Here is a 17,302-nt window from a genome sequence, read left to right on the forward strand (position 1 = left end):
GTCGGCTGCGCCGCCAGCTTCACGGCGTAGGTCGCCGTGCTACCCGCCGCGACGGACACCGAGGTCGGGCTGACCACCAGAGACTGCGTCGTGCCGCTACCGCCGTTGCAGGTCACGCCGTTGATCGCAAAGCTGGTGGGGTTGGTGTTGGTGCCACTGAAGGTGCCGTTGAACCCGATGGTCCACGAGGCTCCGGTCGCCTGGCTCCCGTTGTACGAGAGGCTCTTCGCGGTGACGTTCGCACCGGACTGCGTCCAGTCGGCGGTCCAGCCCTGGGTCACCTGCTGGCTGCCCGGGAAGGTGAAGGTCAGCGTCCAGTTGGTCAGCGGGTCGCCCAGGTTCTTGATCGTGATGTTCCCGCCGAACCCGTTGCCGCCTTCCCATGCCTTCGTATACGTGACATCGCAGGCCACCGCGGCGCTGGCCGAAGTCGGGCTGATGACGAGCCCGATGGCGGTGAGCAGCAATGCCGCCACCGCCGTCACGGCTCTGCGCCAGGAACTCTTGTGGGGTCCCATTGTCTGTTGTCTCCCTTATGAAACTTGATGGGTCCGCCGCCTTCTTGAGACGGCCAAGCAGCGCCCAGCTCGACATGCGGCGGTGGGAGCGCTCCCATGGTGTGGTTGTTTCGGGAGGATGTACAGCAGATTGCGTGCGACCATGGCCGCACGGCAAGCCCTCGCCCGCCGTGCGGCACCCGGCCCCCCGTTGGCCTTGGCAAACGCGCCGGGCCGACCTGTGGATCGCCGCGCAGTCCAATGAAACATTCATCTGGAGGCCCCGGGCGCGATCCGGCGGGCGTCGCGCCCGGGCCGGGCAGGGACGAGACTGGTCGTCCCGCGCATGGCGGCACCGACCACAGGCTGAGGCGGAGGCTGCATGACGACGGCCGGCGTTGAACCGCCGAGGACGGCCGGCCCGGCACGGCGGCCCAAGCAGGACGCGATCCGCGCCCTGGTGGTGAGTCGCGGTCGCGTACGGCGTCGTCGGATGGCACGCGCCGATCGGAATCAAGTACGCCGTGATCGTGCTCGGCACGCTCGTCCTGACGGTCGCCGCGTACGACCTGCTGGTGCGCCGCACGCGGGTGACCCGGTTCCTGTTCGGAATGCGCGCGTAAACCTCTCAGGAATGCGCGCGTAAACCTGTCCGGAACGCGCCCGTAAACCTCTCAGGAACGCGCGCGTAGACGTCTTTGGAATGCGCGCCCAGGTGCCGGACGTGCCCGCCCCCGCTTCGCCGCGCGGGCGGGCACGCCGGTGGCACGCGTGTTACGGGGTGAGGTTGTTCAGGCGTACACGGACGAGTGTGGTCACGGCCGGGCCGGCCTCCCAGCTGCCGTCGAGCGCGGTGATGGTGACGTTGCCCGCGTCGAGCAGGGTGCGGTCGGCGTCGGTCACGGGGTCCGGGGCGGTCGCCGGCAGGGGCAGGATCCGGTAGCACGTGGCGCAGGCGTCGGGCGCGGGCGCGTAGGCGGTCGAGACGGGCAGCGACGTGCCGAGCTTGGCGAACTTGACCTGGCCGTTCGGCGTGACCGGGTAGTTCACGTTCAGCGCGGTGTGGTCGGGGAGGATCTTGCCGTTGTACGCGGAGGTCGCGGCGAGCTTGTTCACGACCTTGACCGCGAAGTCGATGGACTGCGGGGCGCTCGGGAACGTGTTCGAGGGGCCCCTGGCGGTGCTGAAGGCGATGGCGGGGACGCCGCCGGCGAGGGCGGTGATGGCCGCGCCGACCGTGCCCGAGTGGTTGGCGAGCGCGGCGACGTTCTCACCCGCGTTGGGCCCGGAGACGACCAGGTCGGGCGGGTTGCTCGCGAACAGCACGCGCACCCCGAAGGCGACCGCGTCGCCCGGGCTGCCCGTGACGGACCAGACCCCGGGGGACCTCTCCACCGCTTCGAGGGTGGTGCCGAACTTGATGTTGAGCCCGGTGCCGAGCCCGCTGGAGTCGGTGAGCGGGGCGACGATCGTCACCTGGTGCCCCGCGGCGATCAGGGCCTGGCGGAGGCTAAGGGTGGACGAGGAGCTGTAGCCGTCGTCGTTGGTGAGCAGGATCCGCAGCGAGGGCTGGGACTTAGCCTGCGCGGGAGCGGCGGCCCCCACCAGGGAGGCGAGTAAGAGAAAGGGGATGAGGAAACGCTTGAACACGATGGGTCTCATTTGGTGGCTCGCACCTTTGCCTGGATACATCCATTACGTGACAGCTTGGAATGTATATGGACGTGAATGTCAAGGGAAGACCGCGTGACCCCCAGGTGAATGTTCGGGTATCGCGGGCGGTGCCTGAATTGTTGCGCGAGGTCGGTTACCAGCAGATGACCGTCGAGGCGATCGCGCGCAGGGCCGGGGTGAGCAGGCCCGCCATCTACCGCCGCTGGCGGTCCAAGGCCGACATCGTGCTCCATGTGCTCTTCGAACACGCCGAGTCCGGCGGCTTCCCCCCTCCCACCGGCGATCTCCGGGCGGACCTGCACGCCTGGGTGCGGGCGCTGCTGGCCCGGTTGCGACGTCCCGAGATGGCCGCCGCCTACGTCGGCCTGATGGCGGACCTGCGGGACAGAAGGGGGTTCTCCGTCGAGCTGGTGTGGCCGGGGCGCGAGCACCTCGCCGGAACGCTCGCCCGGGGCGGGGCCAGGCCCGAGGCCGACACCGAGGTGTTCTTCGAGCTGCTCGTCGGCTCCGTCTTCCTGCGGCTGGCGGGCGGTGGTCCGGTGGACGATCCGGCGTACCAAGAACGGCTCACCGATCTGCTCTTCCACGCGGTGGCGGAGACCACCTAGGAGCGTGTGAGTCACAGCGGCCCCACCTGCACCGATCGATCGCAAGCCATTCGACCCTCTGTCGCTTTGGCCTGTTCACATCTGGTTCAGCCGCTCTTGCCAACCTGCCTGCGTAGCCGGAGCCAAGATCTCTCCGGCGGGATGGAAAGGCAAGACATGGGCCACGGGCACGATCACCCTCACGATCACTCTCATGCTCACCCGCACGACCACTCTCACGGCGACGAGCACGCCCATGACCAGGGCGAGATGTCGCCGGTCGTGGACATGTCGGTACCCGATGCCGAGCTCTCCCCCGGGCAGCTCTCGCGGCGCACGATGTTCCGGCGCGCGGGCCTGCTGGGCGCCGGCCTGACCGCCGCGGGCGTCCTCGGCACGCAGGGCGAGGCCGCCGCCGCGACCCCGCAGCGTGTGCAGCACAACTCCGAGCCGCGCGACGGCTACCTGTGGCTCGCGGGCGACCACCACATCCACACCCAGTACAGCTCCGACGGCATGTACAAGGTGAGCAACCACGTCAGGCACGCCAACGCGTACGGGCTCGACTGGATGGTCATCACCGACCACGGCAGCGTCGCCCACGCCAAGATCGGCGTCGACAAGGTCAACCCCGACATCGTCGCCGCTCGCGAGATCGTCAAGGACACCCTGGTCTTCCAGGGGCTGGAGTGGAACATCCCGGCCGCCGAGCACGGCACGGTCTTCGTGGCCCCCGGCCGCAACGAGCTCGCCACCCTCAAGGAGTTCGAGAACTCCTTCGACGGCTCGGTCAAGAACGCGACGTCCAGCACCCCGCAGAACGAGGCCCTGGCCATCGCCGGGCTCAACTTCCTGGCCGACGCCGTGAAGAGGCGCCGTGTCGAGGCCGCGCTGTTCCTCGCCAACCACCCCGCCCGCAAGGGCCTGGACACCCCGCACGAGATCCGGGCGTGGCGGGACGCCGCCCCGGGCATCGCGGTGGGCATGGAAGGCGCGCCCGGCCACCAGGCCGCGGGCATCGCCAAGCCGAACGGCGGAGGCTCCGGGCGCGGGTTCTACGACAACAGCCCGGGCGCCGACTCGTGGGCCTCGTACCCGCCCGAGAGCTACAAGACCTTCGGCGGCTTCGACTGGATGACCGCGACCGTCGGCGGCCTGTGGGACAGCCTGCTCGCCGAGGGCAAGAGCTGGTGGATCACCGCCAACTCCGACTCGCACACGGTCTACGGTGACGCCAGCGCCTACGGTCCCGGTGACGCCTTCGACGCCAACGGCCAGCACAGCGACCCGATCTACAAGGGCACCCCGAGCCTGTCGAACGGCGACTTCTGGCCGGGCTTCTACAGCCGGACCCACGTCGGCGCCAAGGACTTCTCGTACACGGCCGTCATGGACGGCATCCGCGAGGGTCGCGTCTGGGTGGACCACGGCGGCCTGATCAGCGCCCTGGTCGTGCGTGCCCGGCAGACCGGCACGGGACAGCGCGGTGTGTCCCTCGGTGACACCCTGCACGTCCGCAAGGGCGCGAGGGTCGAGGTCTCCATCGAGATCACGCTCGCGAACCAGCCGAACTGGGCGCAGTTCATCCCGACGCTGGCCCGCGTGGACGTCATCCAGGGCGACGTCACCGGACCTGCCGCCAACAAGGACGTCTTCACGACCCCGGCCACCAAGGTCGTCAAGTCGTTCGAGGTCGGCAAGAACTCCGGCACGGTGAAGCTCACCTACCAGGTCGGCGCCGTGGACCGCCCTGTCTACGTACGCCTGCGCGGCACCGACGGCAACCGCGGCGCCGCCGGACTGCTCGGCGCGTCGGTCGACCCGGCGGGTCCCCGGATCGACGTCTTCGGCGACGCCGACCCCTGGAAGGACCTGTGGTTCTACAGCAACCCCATCTGGATCGTGCCGCGCGGATGATCCTTGGACTGGACGCGGGCTCGCGGACGGTCACAGAAGCCGAGCATCTTCTCCATGACATGGTGAAGGTGCTCGGCCTTCCGGCCGGCACCGTGGGCTGCACGCACTTCGTACGAACCGCGACGGGCGCCCCGCACGTCGCCTGCTCGCTGGCCCTTCAGGCACTTCCTTCGGGAATTCCCGAGAACGTGGGCTCCGCGCTGGGCGACAGCCGTACCGGACCAAAGGACCTCGCGGAGGGCGCCGCGCTCGCGGCGGCCGAGCACGTCGCCGGAGCCGGCGGGCGGCTGGTCCTGTTCCCCGGCCACACCGAGCTGACCGGCACGCTCAGCGTCGCCGAGTTGCTGGCCGGTTCCTCGATCGACCAGGTCGTCGTGCTGGCACAGGCCGAGGAGCCGTCGCGGGACACGCTCGTCGTGACCAACGACCACGTACGGCCGCAGTGGCGCGACGGGCGTGTCACGCTGCTCACCATGCCCTCCCTGGGTGGCCGCCTCATGCCGGCCGAGGTGCCGAACCCCACGCCGTGCTGCGGCGACCACGGCTGAAGGACCTGACCCCTCTCAGACCCGGCCTCCGGCGAGGTCCATGAGGCGGGACAGGACGCGGTCGCCCGAGGCGCGGACGCCGTCGTGCTCCCACTCGTTGGTGACCCAGTAGCGCAGGTTGCCCACCGAGCGGGCCGTGCGCAGGGACAGCTCCGCGTCGACGTACATGTCGTCGTGGTAGATGATCGCGGCCACCGGCACCTCGTTGGCCGCGAGGCGCTCGGGGTCGTAGAGCGGCGGCCAGTCGTCCATCTTCGCCAGGGCCTCGGCGGCCTCGCGGAAGGGACGCAGGCTGCCGATCTCGTCGAACATCCAGGGGTAGAACATCTCCCCGGTGAACAGCAGCGGGCCGGCGTCGGGCGCGAACTCGGGGAAGTCCCGCAGGGCGCGCTCGGCCGCCCACGCCGTCGCGACGTCCCCCTGGGCGTAGATGGCCTCCTGGAACACGCCGTACAGCGGGTTGTCCGCGAAGCAGGTGAGCGCCATCACCTCGCGCAGGAACGCGTCGGCGAGCGCGGGGCCGTCCCACGCCTCCTCGAACAGCCAGTGCAGCCGCTCGGCGCCGTCGCCCATGCCGAGCGGCATGCCGAGGGTCTGCAGCCGTCGCACGGTCAGCCGGTCACCGTCGGGCAGGCGCACGTCGTTCGCCGCCAGGTGGTCGGCGACCGCGCGCACCGCGGCGACGTCCTCGGGATACCGGGCGTAGTAGCGCGCGACCTTGTCCTTCACCCGGGGGTACGTGCGCGCGTACACCTCGTCGGCGGTCGCGGTGAGCCCGGCGAGGCCGCCGGTCACGTAGCAGGCGCGCAGGCCTTCGGGTGCCCGAGAGAGGTACGTCAGGGTCAGGAAGCCGCCGTAGCTCTGCCCGAGCGTGTCCCACGGGCGGTCCTTCGACAGCCGCCGGCGGATCAGCTCGGCGTCGGCCACGATGGAGTCGGCGCGGAAGTGCCGCAGGTACGGAGCCAGCCCCTCACCCAGACGCGCGGCCGTCGCGGCCGTGACGGGGGTGCTGCGGCCGGTTCCCCGCTGGTCGAGCAGCAGGACGCGATGCGTGCGCAGCGCGTGGGCCAGCCATCCGTCCGCCCGCACCGGACGGGGTGACTTGCCGCCGGGGCCGCCCTGCAGGAAGAGCAGCCAGGGCAGGTCGTCGCCGACCCGGCCAGGGTCCACGACCTCGCGGGCGAACACCGTGATCTCCGGACCGCCCTCCGGGGCGCCGTGGTCCAGCGGAACGCTGAAGTGGTGATCGGTGACCGCCATCCCCGGCAGGTGGATCATGCGCTTCCTTCCCTCGGCCGTCCAGAACTGCCCAGCTTGTCACAGCCCCGCCCGCGCGCCGTGGACAAGGTGTAGCGGCCGGCGCCCGGGAAGCACACGCTCGTACGCGAGTGACGGTCAGCGTGGCGCCAGGGTAACGCTGGTGAAGGCCGCGACGATGCCTTCGAGCTGGACGCGCGGTTCGGCGGGGGTGATCTCGGGGTCGAGCAGCGCGCTGACGCATCGACGGCGCAGGGCGCGGTCGAGCACTCTCAGGTGCGACGTGATCCCGGTAGATTGCCGCGCGATTGCGAAGCCAGACCGGTAGTCACGCCGGAATATGCGAAGGTATGGTGATTGCTTGTGACGACGTTTCGGATCAGCGAGGCGGCCGCTCTGCTCGGGGTCAGCCCCGACACGGTCCGGCGGTGGGTCGACGCCGGACGGCTCACAGCCCAGCGGGACGAGCACGGCCACCGCATGGTTGACGGCACCGATCTGGCCGCGTTCGCGCGCTCCCAGGTCGAGGTCGTGAACGGCTCCGGCCAGTCCTCGGCGCGCAACCGTTTCCGCGGGATCGTGACCGAGGTGATCAAGGACGCGGTGATGGCCCAGGTGGAGATCGCCGCCGGGCCGTACCGCGTGGTCTCGCTGATGAGCCGTCAGGCCGTGGACGAGCTGGGTCTGGAGCCGGGAGTGGTGGCGGTCGCCGTGATCAAGTCCACCAACGTCGTCGTGGAGATCCCCGACCACGCTCGCACAGCGAGTCAGTAAGGAGCACTTGTTGTTCAGGCGTGTTTCCCTGCGGGCCGCCGCGCTCCCCCTCGCCCTCGCACTCGCCGCCGGCCTCGCCGGATGCGGCTCCAGCGACCCGGCCACCCCCGCGACCGCTTCCTCCTCCGGCTCCAGTGGGGCCACGACGCTGACGGTGTTCGCCGCCGCCTCGCTGACCGGGACCTTCACCGAGCTGGGCAAGACGTTCGAGGCCGCCCACCCGGGCACGTCGGTGAAGTTCAACTTCGGATCCAGCGCCACCCTGGCCCAGCAGATCACCCAGGGCGCCCCGGCGGACGTGTTCGCCGCCGCCAGCCCCGCCACGATGAAGACCGTCACCGACGCGTCGGCGGCCACCGCTCCGACGACGTTCGTGCGCAACAAGCTCCAGATCGCCGTCCCGCCCGACAATCCGGCCAAGGTGGACGAGCTGAAGGACCTGTCCGACGCCAAGGTCAAGGTCGCCCTGTGCGCCGAGCAGGTGCCCTGCGGCGCCGCAGCGGTCAAGGCCCTGGACGCGGCGGGGCTGAAGGTCACCCCGGTCACCTACGAGCAGGACGTCAAGGCCACCCTGACCAAGGTCGAACTCGGCGAGGTCGACGCCGCGCTGGTCTACAAGACCGACGTGCTGGCGGCCGGGGGCAAGGTCACCGGCATCGCCTTCCCCGAGGCCGACAAGGCGATCAACGACTATCCGATCGCCGCCCTGTCCAAGGCCCCCGCGCCCGACCTGGCCAAGCAGTTCGTCGACCTGATCCTGTCGTCCCCGGGCAGGGACGTGCTGACCAAGGCCGGCTTCGAGGGCCCCTGACCGGCATGACACCGTCCGCGTCGTCGACCGGCCGGGGCGGCGCGCGGCGCGGCCCCGGCCCGGCGGGCGTCGTGGCGGGCCGCATCCCCTGGGCGCTGGTCGCGCCCGCCGCGCTCGGCATGGTCTTCCTGGTGCTCCCCCTGGCCGGGTTGCTCATCCGCGCTCCCTGGTCCACGCTGGCCGAGCGGCTGGCCGAGCCGCAGGTGCTGGAGGCGCTGCGCCTGTCACTGGTGACCGCGACCCTCGCCACCCTGATCTGCCTGCTCCTCGGTGTGCCGCTGGCCTGGCTGCTGGCGCGCGTCACCTTCCCCGCCCGGCGCCTGGTACGGGCGCTGATCACCGTCCCGCTCGTGCTGCCCCCGGTGGTCGGAGGCGTCGCGCTGCTGCTGGTGCTCGGGCGGCGCGGTCTGGTGGGTCAGTGGCTGGAGGCGGCCTTCGGCATCAGCCTGCCCTTCACCACCGCCGGGGTCGTGCTCGCCGAGGCGTTCGTCGCGATGCCGTTCCTGGTCATCAGCGTCGAGGGCGCGCTGCGCGCCGCCGACCTGCGCCTGGAGGAGGCCGCGGCCACCCTGGGCGCGTCGCGCTGGATCACCTTCCGCCGCGTCACCCTGCCGCTGGTCGCCCCGGGCATCGTGGCCGGCGCCGTGCTGTGCTGGGCCCGGGCGCTCGGCGAGTTCGGCGCCACCATCACCTTCGCCGGCAACTTCCCCGGCCGCACCCAGACGATGCCGCTGGCGGTCTACCTGGCCCTGGAGACCGAGCCGGAGGCCGCGATCGTCCTCAGCCTCCTGCTGCTCGCCGTATCTGTGATCATCCTGGCCAGCCTGCGCGACAGGTGGGCGACCAGCCCATGACCCTGCACGCGCGCCTGGTCGTCGACCGTCCCGGCTTCCGCCTGGACATCGGCTTCACCGTCGCCGCCGGGCAGGTCGTGGCCCTGCTCGGGCCCAACGGCGCCGGCAAGTCCACCGCCCTGCGCGCCCTCGCCGGGCTCGTCGGCCTGTCCGACGGGCACATCATCCTGGATGACGGGCCCCTGCACACCCTGGCGGCCGAGCGCCGTCCGATCGGCATGGTCTTCCAGGACTACCTGCTGTTCCCGCACCTGTCGGCCCTGGACAACGTGGCCTTCGGCCTGCGATGCCACGGCGCGTCCAAGCCCGACGCGCGCCGCCGGGCGGCCGAGTGGCTGGAGCGCGTGGGCCTCGCCGAACACGCGCGCGCCAGGCCCCGGCAGCTGTCCGGCGGGCAGGCGCAGCGGGTGGCGCTGGCCCGCGCCCTGGCCGTCGAGCCGCGCCTGCTGCTCCTGGACGAGCCGCTGGCCGCCCTTGACGCCCGCACCCGGCTCGACATCCGCGCCCAGCTCCGCCACCACCTGGCCGACTTCGACGGCGCGACCGTGCTGGTCACCCACGACCCGCTGGAGGCGATGGTGCTCGCCGACCGGCTGATCGTCATCGAGAACGGCGCCATCGTGCAGGAGGGCACCCCGAGCGAGGTCGCCCGCCGCCCGCGCACCGACTACGTCGCCCGCCTGGTGGGCCTCAACCTGCATCGCGGTTTCGCCGCCGACCGGCAGGTCAAGGTGGGCGAGGTGCTGTTCAGCGTCGCCGAGCAAGCGTCCGGCCCGGTGTTCGTCGCGTTCTCTCCCGCCGCGGTGGCCCTGTACAGGACCCGCCCGGACGGTTCGCCGCGCAACCTGTGGCAGGCCCGCATCCAGGGCATCGAACGGCACGGCGACAACGTCCGCGTCCACCTGGACGGGCCGATCACCGCCTCCGCCGACATCACGCCCGCCGCCGTCGCCGAGCTGGACCTCACCCCCGGCCAGCGGATATGGGCCGCGGTCAAGGCCACGGAAACCCACGCCTACCCGGCATAGGCACAGGTCAGGATAAATGCAGATGTGCTCCGGGAGCCGGATCTCTAGGTTGGCCGCATGACTATTTCTCATGATGTGGCCGGGAGCGGCCCGGCGGTGGTCCTGCTGCACTCCACGGTGTGCGACCGGCGGATGTGGGATCCGCAAATGGCGGCCCTGGTCGACGCCGGCCATCGCGTGGTCCGCTGCGACCTGCGGGGCTTCGGCGAGACCCCCATGCCGGACCGGCCGTACAACGATGCCCAGGACGTCACAGACCTCATGGATCTGCTCGGCATCGAGCACGCGGCGCTGATCGGGGCGTCAGGTGGTGGCCGGGTCGCGCTGGAGATCGCGGCCCGATGGCCGAAGCGGGTGACCTCGCTGGCGCTGCTGTGCACCGCGCTTCGGGGGCACGAGCCCAGCGCCGAGCTCAGGGCGTTCGGCGAGCGCGAGGACACGCTGCTCGAAGCCGGTGACATCGCCGGGGCGACCGAGCTCAACGTGGAAACCTGCATCGGCCCCCACGCCGACGAGGCGACCCGGGAGAAGGTACGCCAGATGCAGAGCCACGCCTTCGAGGTGCAACTGGCCGCCGCCGAGGAATTCGGGCCGATCAGGGCCGAGACCGATCTTTCCGCCATCACCGCCCATACCCTGCTCATCTCCAGCAGCCACGACATCGCGGACTTCCGGCAGATCGCCGTCCGGCTGTCGGACGAGCTCGCCGACGCCCGTCACCTCGAACTCCCCTGGGCAGGCCACCTGCCCAGCATGGAACGCCCCGACGAGCTGAACCCGGTGCTGATCGACTTCCTGCGCGAGACACCCGCCGCAGGCTGAGCCGTTGGAAGCCCACAGGGCCTGGAGATGACTGTGGGCACCCCCCGTCAAGTGGAGGATGCCCAGGTCATCGGCCGGAGCCGTGGTGCGCCGCCAGGGACTCGAACCCCGGACCCGCTGATTAAGAGTCAGCTGCTCTAACCAACTGAGCTAGCGGCGCGGCATGGTCAAGATTAGCGCACCCTGTGGACCACTTCGCACCGATCAGGCAGGCTAGACTAGAACAACATTCGGGTTAAACACGGGAGCGCCGATGACGTCGTGGTTCACCTCGCCCGCCGACGCCGGGGAACGGCTCGCCGCCGTGGACTATCTCGCCGATGACGGCATCGCCACGTCGGTCTTCCTGGCCGCCGCGCTCGGCAAGCCGCTGCTGGCCGAGGGGCCGGCGGGGGTGGGGAAGACCCAGCTCGCCAAGGCCGTCGCCGAGGCGACCGGCGCCGAGCTGATCAGGCTCCAGTGTTACGAAGGGCTCGACGAGGCTCGCGCGCTCTACGAGTGGAACTACAAGAAGCAGCTCCTGCGGATCCAGGCCGCCGGCGAGCAGGCGTGGGAGGAGACGCACGACGACATCTTCAGCGAGGAGTTCCTGCTGGAGCGCCCGCTGCTGAAGGCGATCAGGCGGACGACGCCCACGGTGCTGCTGATCGACGAGACCGACAAGGCCGACGTCGAGGTCGAGGGCCTGCTGCTGGAGATCCTCTCCGACTACCAGGTGACGATCCCCGAGCTGGGCACGATCGCTGCGACGCGCAAGCCGTACGTCGTGCTGACCTCGAACGCGACGCGCGAGCTGTCGGAGGCGCTGAAGCGGCGCTGCCTGTACCTCCACCTGGACTATCCCTCGCCCGAGCGCGAGCGCGACATCGTGCTCGCGCAGGTGCCTGGCATCGAGGCATCGCTGGCCGAGCAGCTGGCCCGTACGGTCGCCACGCTGCGCGCGCTGGAGCTGAAGAAGTCCCCCTCGATCGCCGAGACCATCGACTGGGCCCACACGCTCATCGCGCTCGGGCGTACCGACCTGGACGAGGCCACGACCGCGGGCACGCTGGGTGTGGTGCTGAAGCACGCGTCCGACCAGGCGCGGGCGGTCAAGGAGCTCGGGTTGCCATCGGCCCGGTGACAAGACCCGGCGACAAGGTCCGTGACAAGACCCGGTGACGGCGGGGGACCGTCGGCCGGGTGGCAAGAAGAACCGCGGGAGGAGGCAGGCGGGCGATGTCGCTGCTCGACAGGCATGTGGGGTTCGTGGAGGCGCTGCGCCGGGCCGGGCTGCCGGTGTCGCTGGCCGAGGGGCTGGACGCCGCCCGCGCGCTCGAAGTGATCGACCTGACCGAGCGGGAGACGCTCCGCGCGGCGTACGCCGCCACGCTCGTCAAGCGCCCCGCGCACCGGCCCGGCTTCGACACGCTCTTCGACCTGTGGTTCCCGCCCGTGACCAGCGCCCTGCGCGGCCTGCGCACGGTGGGCCCGGACGACCCGGACCTTGAGCACGCAGAGGTCTCAGAACTACGGGACAGGCTTGCTGAACTGCTGCTCAACGACGCGGGCCCCATGGGCGACCCCGCCTTCGGCGAGTTCGTGCGGGCGATGGTCGAACGGTTCGGCCGTCAGCCCGCCGCGGCCGGCCGCCAGAACTGGTTCTCTTACTCCGTGCTCCGCGCCCTGTCCCCCGGCACGCTGATGGCCAGGATGCTCAACGAGGTGCTCGGCCAGGAGCGCGGAGGGTTGCCGGAGACGGTCGCCCGCCGCCGGCTGACCGACAACATCGCCGGGTTCGAGACCGCCGTCGCCTCGGACGTGCGCAGGCGGATCGCCGAGGACTCCGGGGTGGAGAAGATCGCGCGGTCGGCCGTGAAGCCGCCCGTCGACCAGATCGACTTCCTGCGGATCACCAAGGCCGACCTGGCGACGCTGCGGCGCGAGGTCCACCCGCTGGCACGGCGCCTCGCCACCCGCCTGACGATCAGGCAGCGGCTCGGCCACCGGGGCCGGCTGGACTTCCGCCGCACGGTCAGGGCCTCGCTGAGCACGGGCGGCGTGCCGATGGTCACCCACATGAGGCCGCGCCGCCCGCACAAGCCCGAGCTGGTCGTGCTGTGCGACGCCAGCGACTCGGTGTCCACGTTCTCCCACTTCACCCTGCTGCTGACGTACGCGCTGCGCGAGCAGTTCGCCAAGGTGCGCGCGTTCGCCTTCGTGGACACGGTGGACGAGATCACGCGGTTCTTCGCGCCGGGCGTCGACGTCGTCGACGCGATCACCCGGATGACCGAGGAGGCCGACATCACCCGCTTCGGCCGCAGCGACTACGGGCACTCGTTCGAGACGTTCGCCGAGAAGTACGGCGAGGCCATCGGCCCGAAGACCTCGCTGCTGATCCTCGGGGACGCCCGCTCGAACTACCAGCCGCCCGCGCTGGCGACGTTGAGGCGCCTCGCGGGCGACGCCCGGCACGCGTACTGGCTCAACCCCGAGCCGCGTGCGCAGTGGGACACCGGAGACTCGGTCGCGACCTCGTACGGAGGCGTGGTCGCGATGCACGAGTGCCGCAACGTCGCCCAGCTCGCCGCCTTCATCGAGGAGCTGGCCTAGCGGCGTCAGTTCATGCGCCGCAGGATGCGCGCGGCCGTACGGGCGAGCACCTCCACCTGCTCCTCGGTCAGCTCGGCGTACGCGTCGCCCAGGATCCACTTGGCCGCCTTGCGGGGCAGGAACAGCGTCAGCCCTTCGGCGCTCACGACGGCGGTCTTCACATGCCCGCCGTGCACGACGAGCAGAGGCGCGATCTCCACCGGAATGCCGGACTCGCGCGACAGCAGCTCGCTCATGGCCGTGGCGGCGTCCACGAGGCCCTTCGCGACCGACGTGCCCGACCGCTCGCCGAAGAACAGCTTGCCGCCGTACGCCGCGATGTAGGTGTCGGGGGGCCAGGCCTCGTTGTCGACGATCCACACCCCGCCGGGGCCGATGACCAGGTGGTCGATGGAGGCCTTTCCGGGTACGGCCCGGCCGTCGAGCACGCGGTAGCCGTGCTTGCCGAGGCCTCGGCGTAACAGCCGCCCGGTCCTGGTCGCGCCGCTCCGCTTGCCGCGCCAGACGGCCGTGGACTCGAACATGCGCCAGGAGATGAACGCGTCCGCCACCCAGATGGCGCCGCCTCCGGCGAGCCCGATCAGGAACGGCAGCGGGAACGAGCGGTAGAACGCGAGGGCGGTGATGAGGACGAAGCCCACCCCTGCCATGATGTGGCGCCTGCGGCGGCGCTCGCTCCTGGTCTCGCGCCAGCGGAGCTCGTACATCACCGAGGGTGAGCCCCACTTGAACTTGTCGTCCTGCGGCACGTAGATGGACCCATTGGGCACCGGAAACCCCCACGATTTCGGGCTCAGTCGATTACCTTGTGGAATACCCAACTAGGGGCTCCAGCTTTCCTAAGGTTACGGAATTAACCCACCCGCGACACAGAGCGGGCGTGGTGAATCTTGGCGGGACGGCGTAACTGAGCACGCGGGAATACGGATGTCACAGCCCGTTAACCGACCAGTCGGTATGCTAGGGCATCGACATTCAGGGGAGGCGTGCGTGATGGCGCGCAGCAGGGTCCGGGAACCGGTCACCACGAGCGACGACAGGCCCGCCAAGGCGTCTGCGGCCAAGGACGAGCCGGTGCGGCAGAGGCTGATGGCCGAGGCCACCCGCCTGTTCGCGGACAAGGGCTTCGAGAGCACGTCGGTGCAGGAGATCGTCGCCGCGGCCGGGGTCACCAAGGGCGCGATGTACCACTACTTCGACTCCAAGGACGACCTGCTCCGCGAGATCTACGCCCGCGTGCTGCGCATGCAGATCGAGCGGCTCGACAGGTTCGCGGACGCGCCCGGCCCGGTCGCCGACCGCGTGCACGCCGCCGCCGTCGACGTGATCGCCACCACCGTGGAGAACCTCGACGACTCCAAGATCTTCTTCCGGTCGATGCACCAGCTCGCCCCGGAGACCCAGAAGGCCGTGCGGGCGGAACGCCGCCGCTACCACGAGCGCTTCCGCGACCTGCTGGTCGAGGGGCAGCGCTCCAAGGTGTTCCGCGACGACGTGCCGGCCGACCTGGTGGTCGACTTCTTCTTCGGCTCCGTCCACCACCTCGGCACGTGGTACCACACCGACGGCCGCCTTTCGGGGACCGCCGTCGGGCAGCACTTCGCCGACCTGCTCCTCGCCTCGCTACGGCCCTGACGACAGGGCCCGCGACCCGAGCCGCCCGTCAGAGCGGGCCGGGGAGGTCGGCGAGCCGCGCGAGCGCGTCGCGGTGGTCGCCCGGCGTGCCGAGCGCGATCTCGTCGGCCTTGGCGCGCTTGAGGTAGAGATGCACTGGGTGCTCCCAGGTCATCCCGATTCCACCGTGCAGCTGCAGGCATTCCTCCGCCGCGCGCACGGCGACCGTCCCGCACCACGCCTGCGCGACCGCCACGGCGGTGGCTGCGTCCGTACCCGACGCGAGCGCGTCGGCGGCGTTCCGCGCGGCGGCCCTGGCCTGGACGATCTCCATCCAGAGGTCGGCGAGCCGGTGCTTCAGCGCCTGGAACGAGCCCACGGGACGGGCGAACTGGTGACGTTCCTTCACGTAGGCCACCGTCGTGGTGAGGCACCACTCCGCCACGCCGAGCTGCTCGGACGCGAGGAGCCCGGCGCCGAGGGCCAGAGCCGCGCGCAGCGGCGCGAGGCCGGCGGAGATCTGACGGGCCGGCGCGCCGGTGAAGGTCACGGCCGAGATCGGCCGGGTGAGGTCGAGCGACACGATCGGCTCGATGGTCGCGCCGGCGGCGTCGACGGCGTAGAGCGCCCCGGAGGCCGGGACGATCAGCACGTCCGAGACATCCGCGCCGGCGACGGCGGCGACGCGCCCGTTCACCGTCCCGCCCTCGGCGGTGACCCCCACGGGAGCCGTCGGTGAGTACGGCGAGGCGGCGAACGACACCGCGAGCGCCGCCGTGGTCTCACCGCCGGCCAGCGCCGTGAGAAGCTCGCGGGCGGCATCCGTGCCCGCCTCAAGCAGAGCCTGCGTCGCGAGGACGGCACTGGTCAGGAAGGGTACGGGCGTGACCGCGCGGCCGAGCTCCTCCAGCACGACCGCCGCCTCCCGCGCCGACGCGCCCGCGCCGCCGAGGTCCTCGGGGATCAGCAGCCCGGCCGCCCCGATGTCCCGGGCCAGGGCCTTCCACAGGTCGGCGTCGTACGGCGAGGCGCTCTCGATCCTGGCGAGCACCGTGGCAGGAGGGCACCTGTCGGCCAGCAGGTCGCGGACCGCCGCGCGCAGCTCCTCCTCGATCTCGGAATACAGGAGGGTCATCGGGGGAGGTCCTTCCAGGGGACGTTCTTGTCGACGCGCGGTTCGGAGGGCAGGCCGAGCACGCGCTCGGCGATGATGTTGCGCAGGATCTCCGAGGTGCCGCCCTCGATGGAGTTGCCCTTGGCCCGCAGGTAGCGGTAGCCCGGCCCCCGGCCGAAGAAGTCGACGGAGTCCGACCGGCGGAAGGACCAGTCGTCGTACGCCAGCCCCTCCTCGCGGCGCATCTCCACGTCGAGCCCCGACAGCGCCTGGTTCAGGCGGGCGAAGGCCAGCTTCATCCCCGACCCCTCGGGCCCCGGCGCTCCGGCGGCGAGCTGCTCGCGCAGCCGTACCCCGGCGAGCCGGGTCACCTCGGTCTCCACCCACAGCCGCAGGAGGCGCTGGTGCAGGTCGTGGGTGCGCAGCTCGGGACGCTGCCGCCAGGTCTCGGCGACCAGGCCGATCACGCCACCGCCGCGCCGTACCGGCGAGCCGCCGATGGCGACCCGCTCGTTCATGAGCGTGGTCTGGGCCACTCTCCAGCCGTCGCCCACCTCGCCCAGCCGGAGCGAGTCGGGCAGCCGCACGCCGGTGAGGAAGACCTCGTTGAACTCGGCCTCGCCGGTGATCTGGCGCAGCGGCCGTACCTCGACGCCGGGCGCGTGCATGTCGCAGACGAAGTACGTCAGGCCGCTGTGCTTGGGCACGTCAGGATCGGTGCGGGCGACGAGGATGGCCCAGCGGGAGTGGTGTGCCCCGGAGGTCCACACCTTCTGCCCGTCCACGACCCACTCGTCCCCGTCCCTCACGGCCCTGGTGGCGAGGGTGGCGAGATCAGAGCCTGCGCCCGGCTCGCTGAAGAGCTGGCACCAGACCTCCTCGCCCGTCCACAGTGGCCGCAGGAACCGCTTCTTCTGCTCCTCGGTGCCGAAGACGAGGATCGTGGGGGCCGCCATGCCGAGGCCGATGGTCAGCTTGCCGATGTCGATCTGCGGGGTGTCGGAAAGCTCCTGCTCCACGATGCTCTGCAGGCCCCGGGGCGCGCCCAGCCCTCCCAGGCCCTCCGGGAAGTGCACCCAGGCCAGCCCGGCGTCGAACCGCGCCCGCAGGAAGTCGAGCGGTTCCATCGCCGCCGGATCGTGGTCCGCCAGGAACGCGCGAGCCCGCTCCTGGAGCGCCGCCTCATCCACTGTCACGAAATATCCCTTCA

18 protein-coding genes and 1 tRNA gene are annotated in these 17,302 nt (G+C 70.9%); 11 read left to right on the forward strand and 8 right to left on the reverse strand.

Going from position 1 to position 17,302, the window contains the following annotated elements; translation table 11 throughout:
• A partial coding sequence (locus AB0O34_RS10465) for a cellulose binding domain-containing protein (RefSeq protein ID WP_363914838.1) occupies positions 1 to 518 on the reverse strand: 518 nt, incomplete at its 3' end.
• A gap of 753 nt (positions 519 to 1,271) precedes the next feature.
• Complete coding sequence (locus AB0O34_RS10470) at positions 1,272 to 2,159, reverse strand: 5'/3'-nucleotidase SurE (RefSeq protein WP_363914840.1); 888 nt, start codon at positions 2,157 to 2,159, stop codon at positions 1,272 to 1,274.
• Between the two features lie 119 nt (positions 2,160 to 2,278).
• On the opposite strand from AB0O34_RS10470, the gene AB0O34_RS10475 reads away from it, so the two are divergent.
• The 3 genes from AB0O34_RS10475 to AB0O34_RS10485 all read left to right on the forward strand — a co-directional run bounded on the left by AB0O34_RS10475 (position 2,279) and on the right by AB0O34_RS10485 (position 5,223).
• The gene (locus AB0O34_RS10475; RefSeq protein WP_363914842.1) at positions 2,279 to 2,779 is read left to right on the forward strand and encodes a TetR/AcrR family transcriptional regulator; all 501 of its coding nucleotides are present in this window, start codon (positions 2,279 to 2,281) and stop codon (positions 2,777 to 2,779) included.
• Between the two features lie 267 nt (positions 2,780 to 3,046).
• Complete coding sequence (locus tag AB0O34_RS10480) at positions 3,047 to 4,675, forward strand: PHP domain-containing protein (RefSeq protein ID WP_363914844.1); 1,629 nt, start codon at positions 3,047 to 3,049, stop codon at positions 4,673 to 4,675.
• Entirely contained in the window at positions 4,672 to 5,223 is a 552-nt protein-coding gene (locus AB0O34_RS10485) for a hypothetical protein (protein WP_363914846.1), read from the forward strand. The genes AB0O34_RS10480 and AB0O34_RS10485 overlap by 4 nt, the downstream gene beginning before the upstream one ends.
• Positions 5,224 to 5,238: 15 nt before the next feature.
• Here the strand turns inward: AB0O34_RS10485 and AB0O34_RS10490 are convergent, their stop codons facing one another.
• Positions 5,239 to 6,501, reverse strand: coding sequence for an alpha/beta fold hydrolase (locus tag AB0O34_RS10490; RefSeq protein WP_363914848.1), 1,263 nt, complete (start codon positions 6,499 to 6,501; stop codon positions 5,239 to 5,241).
• 117 nt (positions 6,502 to 6,618) lie between these two features.
• Positions 6,619 to 6,750 carry a hypothetical protein gene (locus AB0O34_RS10495; protein ID WP_363914850.1) on the reverse strand — a complete coding sequence of 44 codons (132 nt, stop codon included), beginning with the start codon at positions 6,748 to 6,750 and terminating at the stop codon, positions 6,619 to 6,621.
• A gap of 93 nt (positions 6,751 to 6,843) precedes the next feature.
• Here AB0O34_RS10495 and AB0O34_RS10500 point away from each other — a divergent pair, with 93 nt between their 5' ends.
• Genes AB0O34_RS10500 through AB0O34_RS10520 form a run of 5 tightly spaced genes read left to right on the forward strand, consistent with a single transcriptional unit; the run spans position 6,844 to position 10,769 of the window.
• Positions 6,844 to 7,254 (forward strand): helix-turn-helix transcriptional regulator, encoded by a 411-nt coding sequence (locus AB0O34_RS10500; RefSeq protein ID WP_363914852.1) that lies wholly within the window; start codon positions 6,844 to 6,846, stop codon positions 7,252 to 7,254.
• A gap of 7 nt (positions 7,255 to 7,261) precedes the next feature.
• A complete protein-coding gene (gene modA, locus AB0O34_RS10505; protein ID WP_363914854.1) occupies positions 7,262 to 8,065 on the forward strand; it encodes a molybdate ABC transporter substrate-binding protein in 804 nt (267 codons plus the stop codon).
• A gap of 5 nt (positions 8,066 to 8,070) precedes the next feature.
• A complete protein-coding gene (locus AB0O34_RS10510; RefSeq protein WP_363914856.1) occupies positions 8,071 to 8,919 on the forward strand; it encodes an ABC transporter permease in 849 nt (282 codons plus the stop codon).
• A complete protein-coding gene (locus AB0O34_RS10515; protein ID WP_363914858.1) occupies positions 8,916 to 9,947 on the forward strand; it encodes an ABC transporter ATP-binding protein in 1,032 nt (343 codons plus the stop codon). Before AB0O34_RS10510 ends, AB0O34_RS10515 begins: the two co-directional genes overlap by 4 nt.
• 57 nt (positions 9,948 to 10,004) lie before the next feature.
• The gene (locus AB0O34_RS10520; protein WP_363914860.1) at positions 10,005 to 10,769 is read left to right on the forward strand and encodes an alpha/beta hydrolase; all 765 of its coding nucleotides are present in this window, start codon (positions 10,005 to 10,007) and stop codon (positions 10,767 to 10,769) included.
• Positions 10,770 to 10,852: 83 nt separating this feature from the next.
• Here AB0O34_RS10520 and AB0O34_RS10525 read toward each other — a convergent pair.
• A tRNA-Lys gene (locus AB0O34_RS10525) sits at positions 10,853 to 10,929 on the reverse strand.
• 93 nt (positions 10,930 to 11,022) lie between these two features.
• Between AB0O34_RS10525 and AB0O34_RS10530 the strand changes: the two genes are divergently transcribed.
• A complete protein-coding gene (locus AB0O34_RS10530) occupies positions 11,023 to 11,892 on the forward strand; it encodes a MoxR family ATPase (protein ID WP_363914862.1) in 870 nt (289 codons plus the stop codon).
• Positions 11,893 to 11,987: 95 nt separating this feature from the next.
• Positions 11,988 to 13,364, forward strand: coding sequence for a VWA domain-containing protein (locus AB0O34_RS10535; RefSeq protein WP_363914864.1), 1,377 nt, complete (start codon positions 11,988 to 11,990; stop codon positions 13,362 to 13,364).
• Between the two features lie 5 nt (positions 13,365 to 13,369).
• Here the strand turns inward: AB0O34_RS10535 and AB0O34_RS10540 are convergent, their stop codons facing one another.
• The gene (locus AB0O34_RS10540) at positions 13,370 to 14,134 is read right to left on the reverse strand and encodes a nuclease-related domain-containing protein (protein ID WP_363914866.1); all 765 of its coding nucleotides are present in this window, start codon (positions 14,132 to 14,134) and stop codon (positions 13,370 to 13,372) included.
• Positions 14,135 to 14,453: 319 nt separating this feature from the next.
• Between AB0O34_RS10540 and AB0O34_RS10545 the strand changes: the two genes are divergently transcribed.
• Positions 14,454 to 14,999: a TetR/AcrR family transcriptional regulator gene (locus tag AB0O34_RS10545; RefSeq protein ID WP_363914966.1), complete on the forward strand. Its 546-nt coding sequence runs from the start codon at positions 14,454 to 14,456 to the stop codon at positions 14,997 to 14,999.
• 28 nt (positions 15,000 to 15,027) lie between these two features.
• On the opposite strand, the gene AB0O34_RS10550 is transcribed toward AB0O34_RS10545, so the two are convergent.
• Together AB0O34_RS10550 and AB0O34_RS10555 are read right to left on the reverse strand one after the other, a co-directional pair.
• A complete protein-coding gene (locus AB0O34_RS10550; RefSeq protein WP_363914868.1) occupies positions 15,028 to 16,113 on the reverse strand; it encodes an acyl-CoA dehydrogenase family protein in 1,086 nt (361 codons plus the stop codon).
• Entirely contained in the window at positions 16,110 to 17,288 is a 1,179-nt protein-coding gene (locus tag AB0O34_RS10555; protein WP_363914870.1) for an acyl-CoA dehydrogenase family protein, read from the reverse strand. Before AB0O34_RS10555 ends, AB0O34_RS10550 begins: the two co-directional genes overlap by 4 nt.
• Between the last annotated feature and the right edge of the window lie 14 nt (positions 17,289 to 17,302).

Origin of the sequence: Sphaerisporangium sp. NPDC088356 (assembly GCF_040685555.1) — a bacterium.
GTDB lineage: Bacteria > Actinomycetota > Actinomycetes > Streptosporangiales > Streptosporangiaceae > Sphaerisporangium.

Excerpts from the sequence above, each read along its gene's own strand:
- AB0O34_RS10550 (WP_363914868.1), bottom strand. The coding sequence starts at position 16,113 with ATGACCCTCCTGTATTCCGAGATCGAGGAGGAGCTGCGCGCGGCGGTC.
- AB0O34_RS10530 (WP_363914862.1), top strand. The coding sequence starts at position 11,023 with ATGACGTCGTGGTTCACCTCGCCCGCCGACGCCGGGGAACGGCTCGCC.
- AB0O34_RS10545 (WP_363914966.1), top strand. The coding sequence starts at position 14,454 with ATGGCCGAGGCCACCCGCCTGTTCGCGGACAAGGGCTTCGAGAGCACG.
- AB0O34_RS10485 (WP_363914846.1), top strand. The coding sequence starts at position 4,672 with ATGATCCTTGGACTGGACGCGGGCTCGCGGACGGTCACAGAAGCCGAG.
- AB0O34_RS10535 (WP_363914864.1), top strand. The coding sequence starts at position 11,988 with ATGTCGCTGCTCGACAGGCATGTGGGGTTCGTGGAGGCGCTGCGCCGG.
- AB0O34_RS10470 (WP_363914840.1), bottom strand. The coding sequence starts at position 2,159 with ATGAGACCCATCGTGTTCAAGCGTTTCCTCATCCCCTTTCTCTTACTC.
- AB0O34_RS10515 (WP_363914858.1), top strand. The coding sequence starts at position 8,916 with ATGACCCTGCACGCGCGCCTGGTCGTCGACCGTCCCGGCTTCCGCCTG.
- AB0O34_RS10490 (WP_363914848.1), bottom strand. The coding sequence starts at position 6,501 with ATGATCCACCTGCCGGGGATGGCGGTCACCGATCACCACTTCAGCGTT.
- AB0O34_RS10510 (WP_363914856.1), top strand. The coding sequence starts at position 8,071 with ATGACACCGTCCGCGTCGTCGACCGGCCGGGGCGGCGCGCGGCGCGGC.
- AB0O34_RS10520 (WP_363914860.1), top strand. The coding sequence starts at position 10,005 with ATGACTATTTCTCATGATGTGGCCGGGAGCGGCCCGGCGGTGGTCCTG.
- AB0O34_RS10480 (WP_363914844.1), top strand. The coding sequence starts at position 3,047 with ATGTCGGTACCCGATGCCGAGCTCTCCCCCGGGCAGCTCTCGCGGCGC.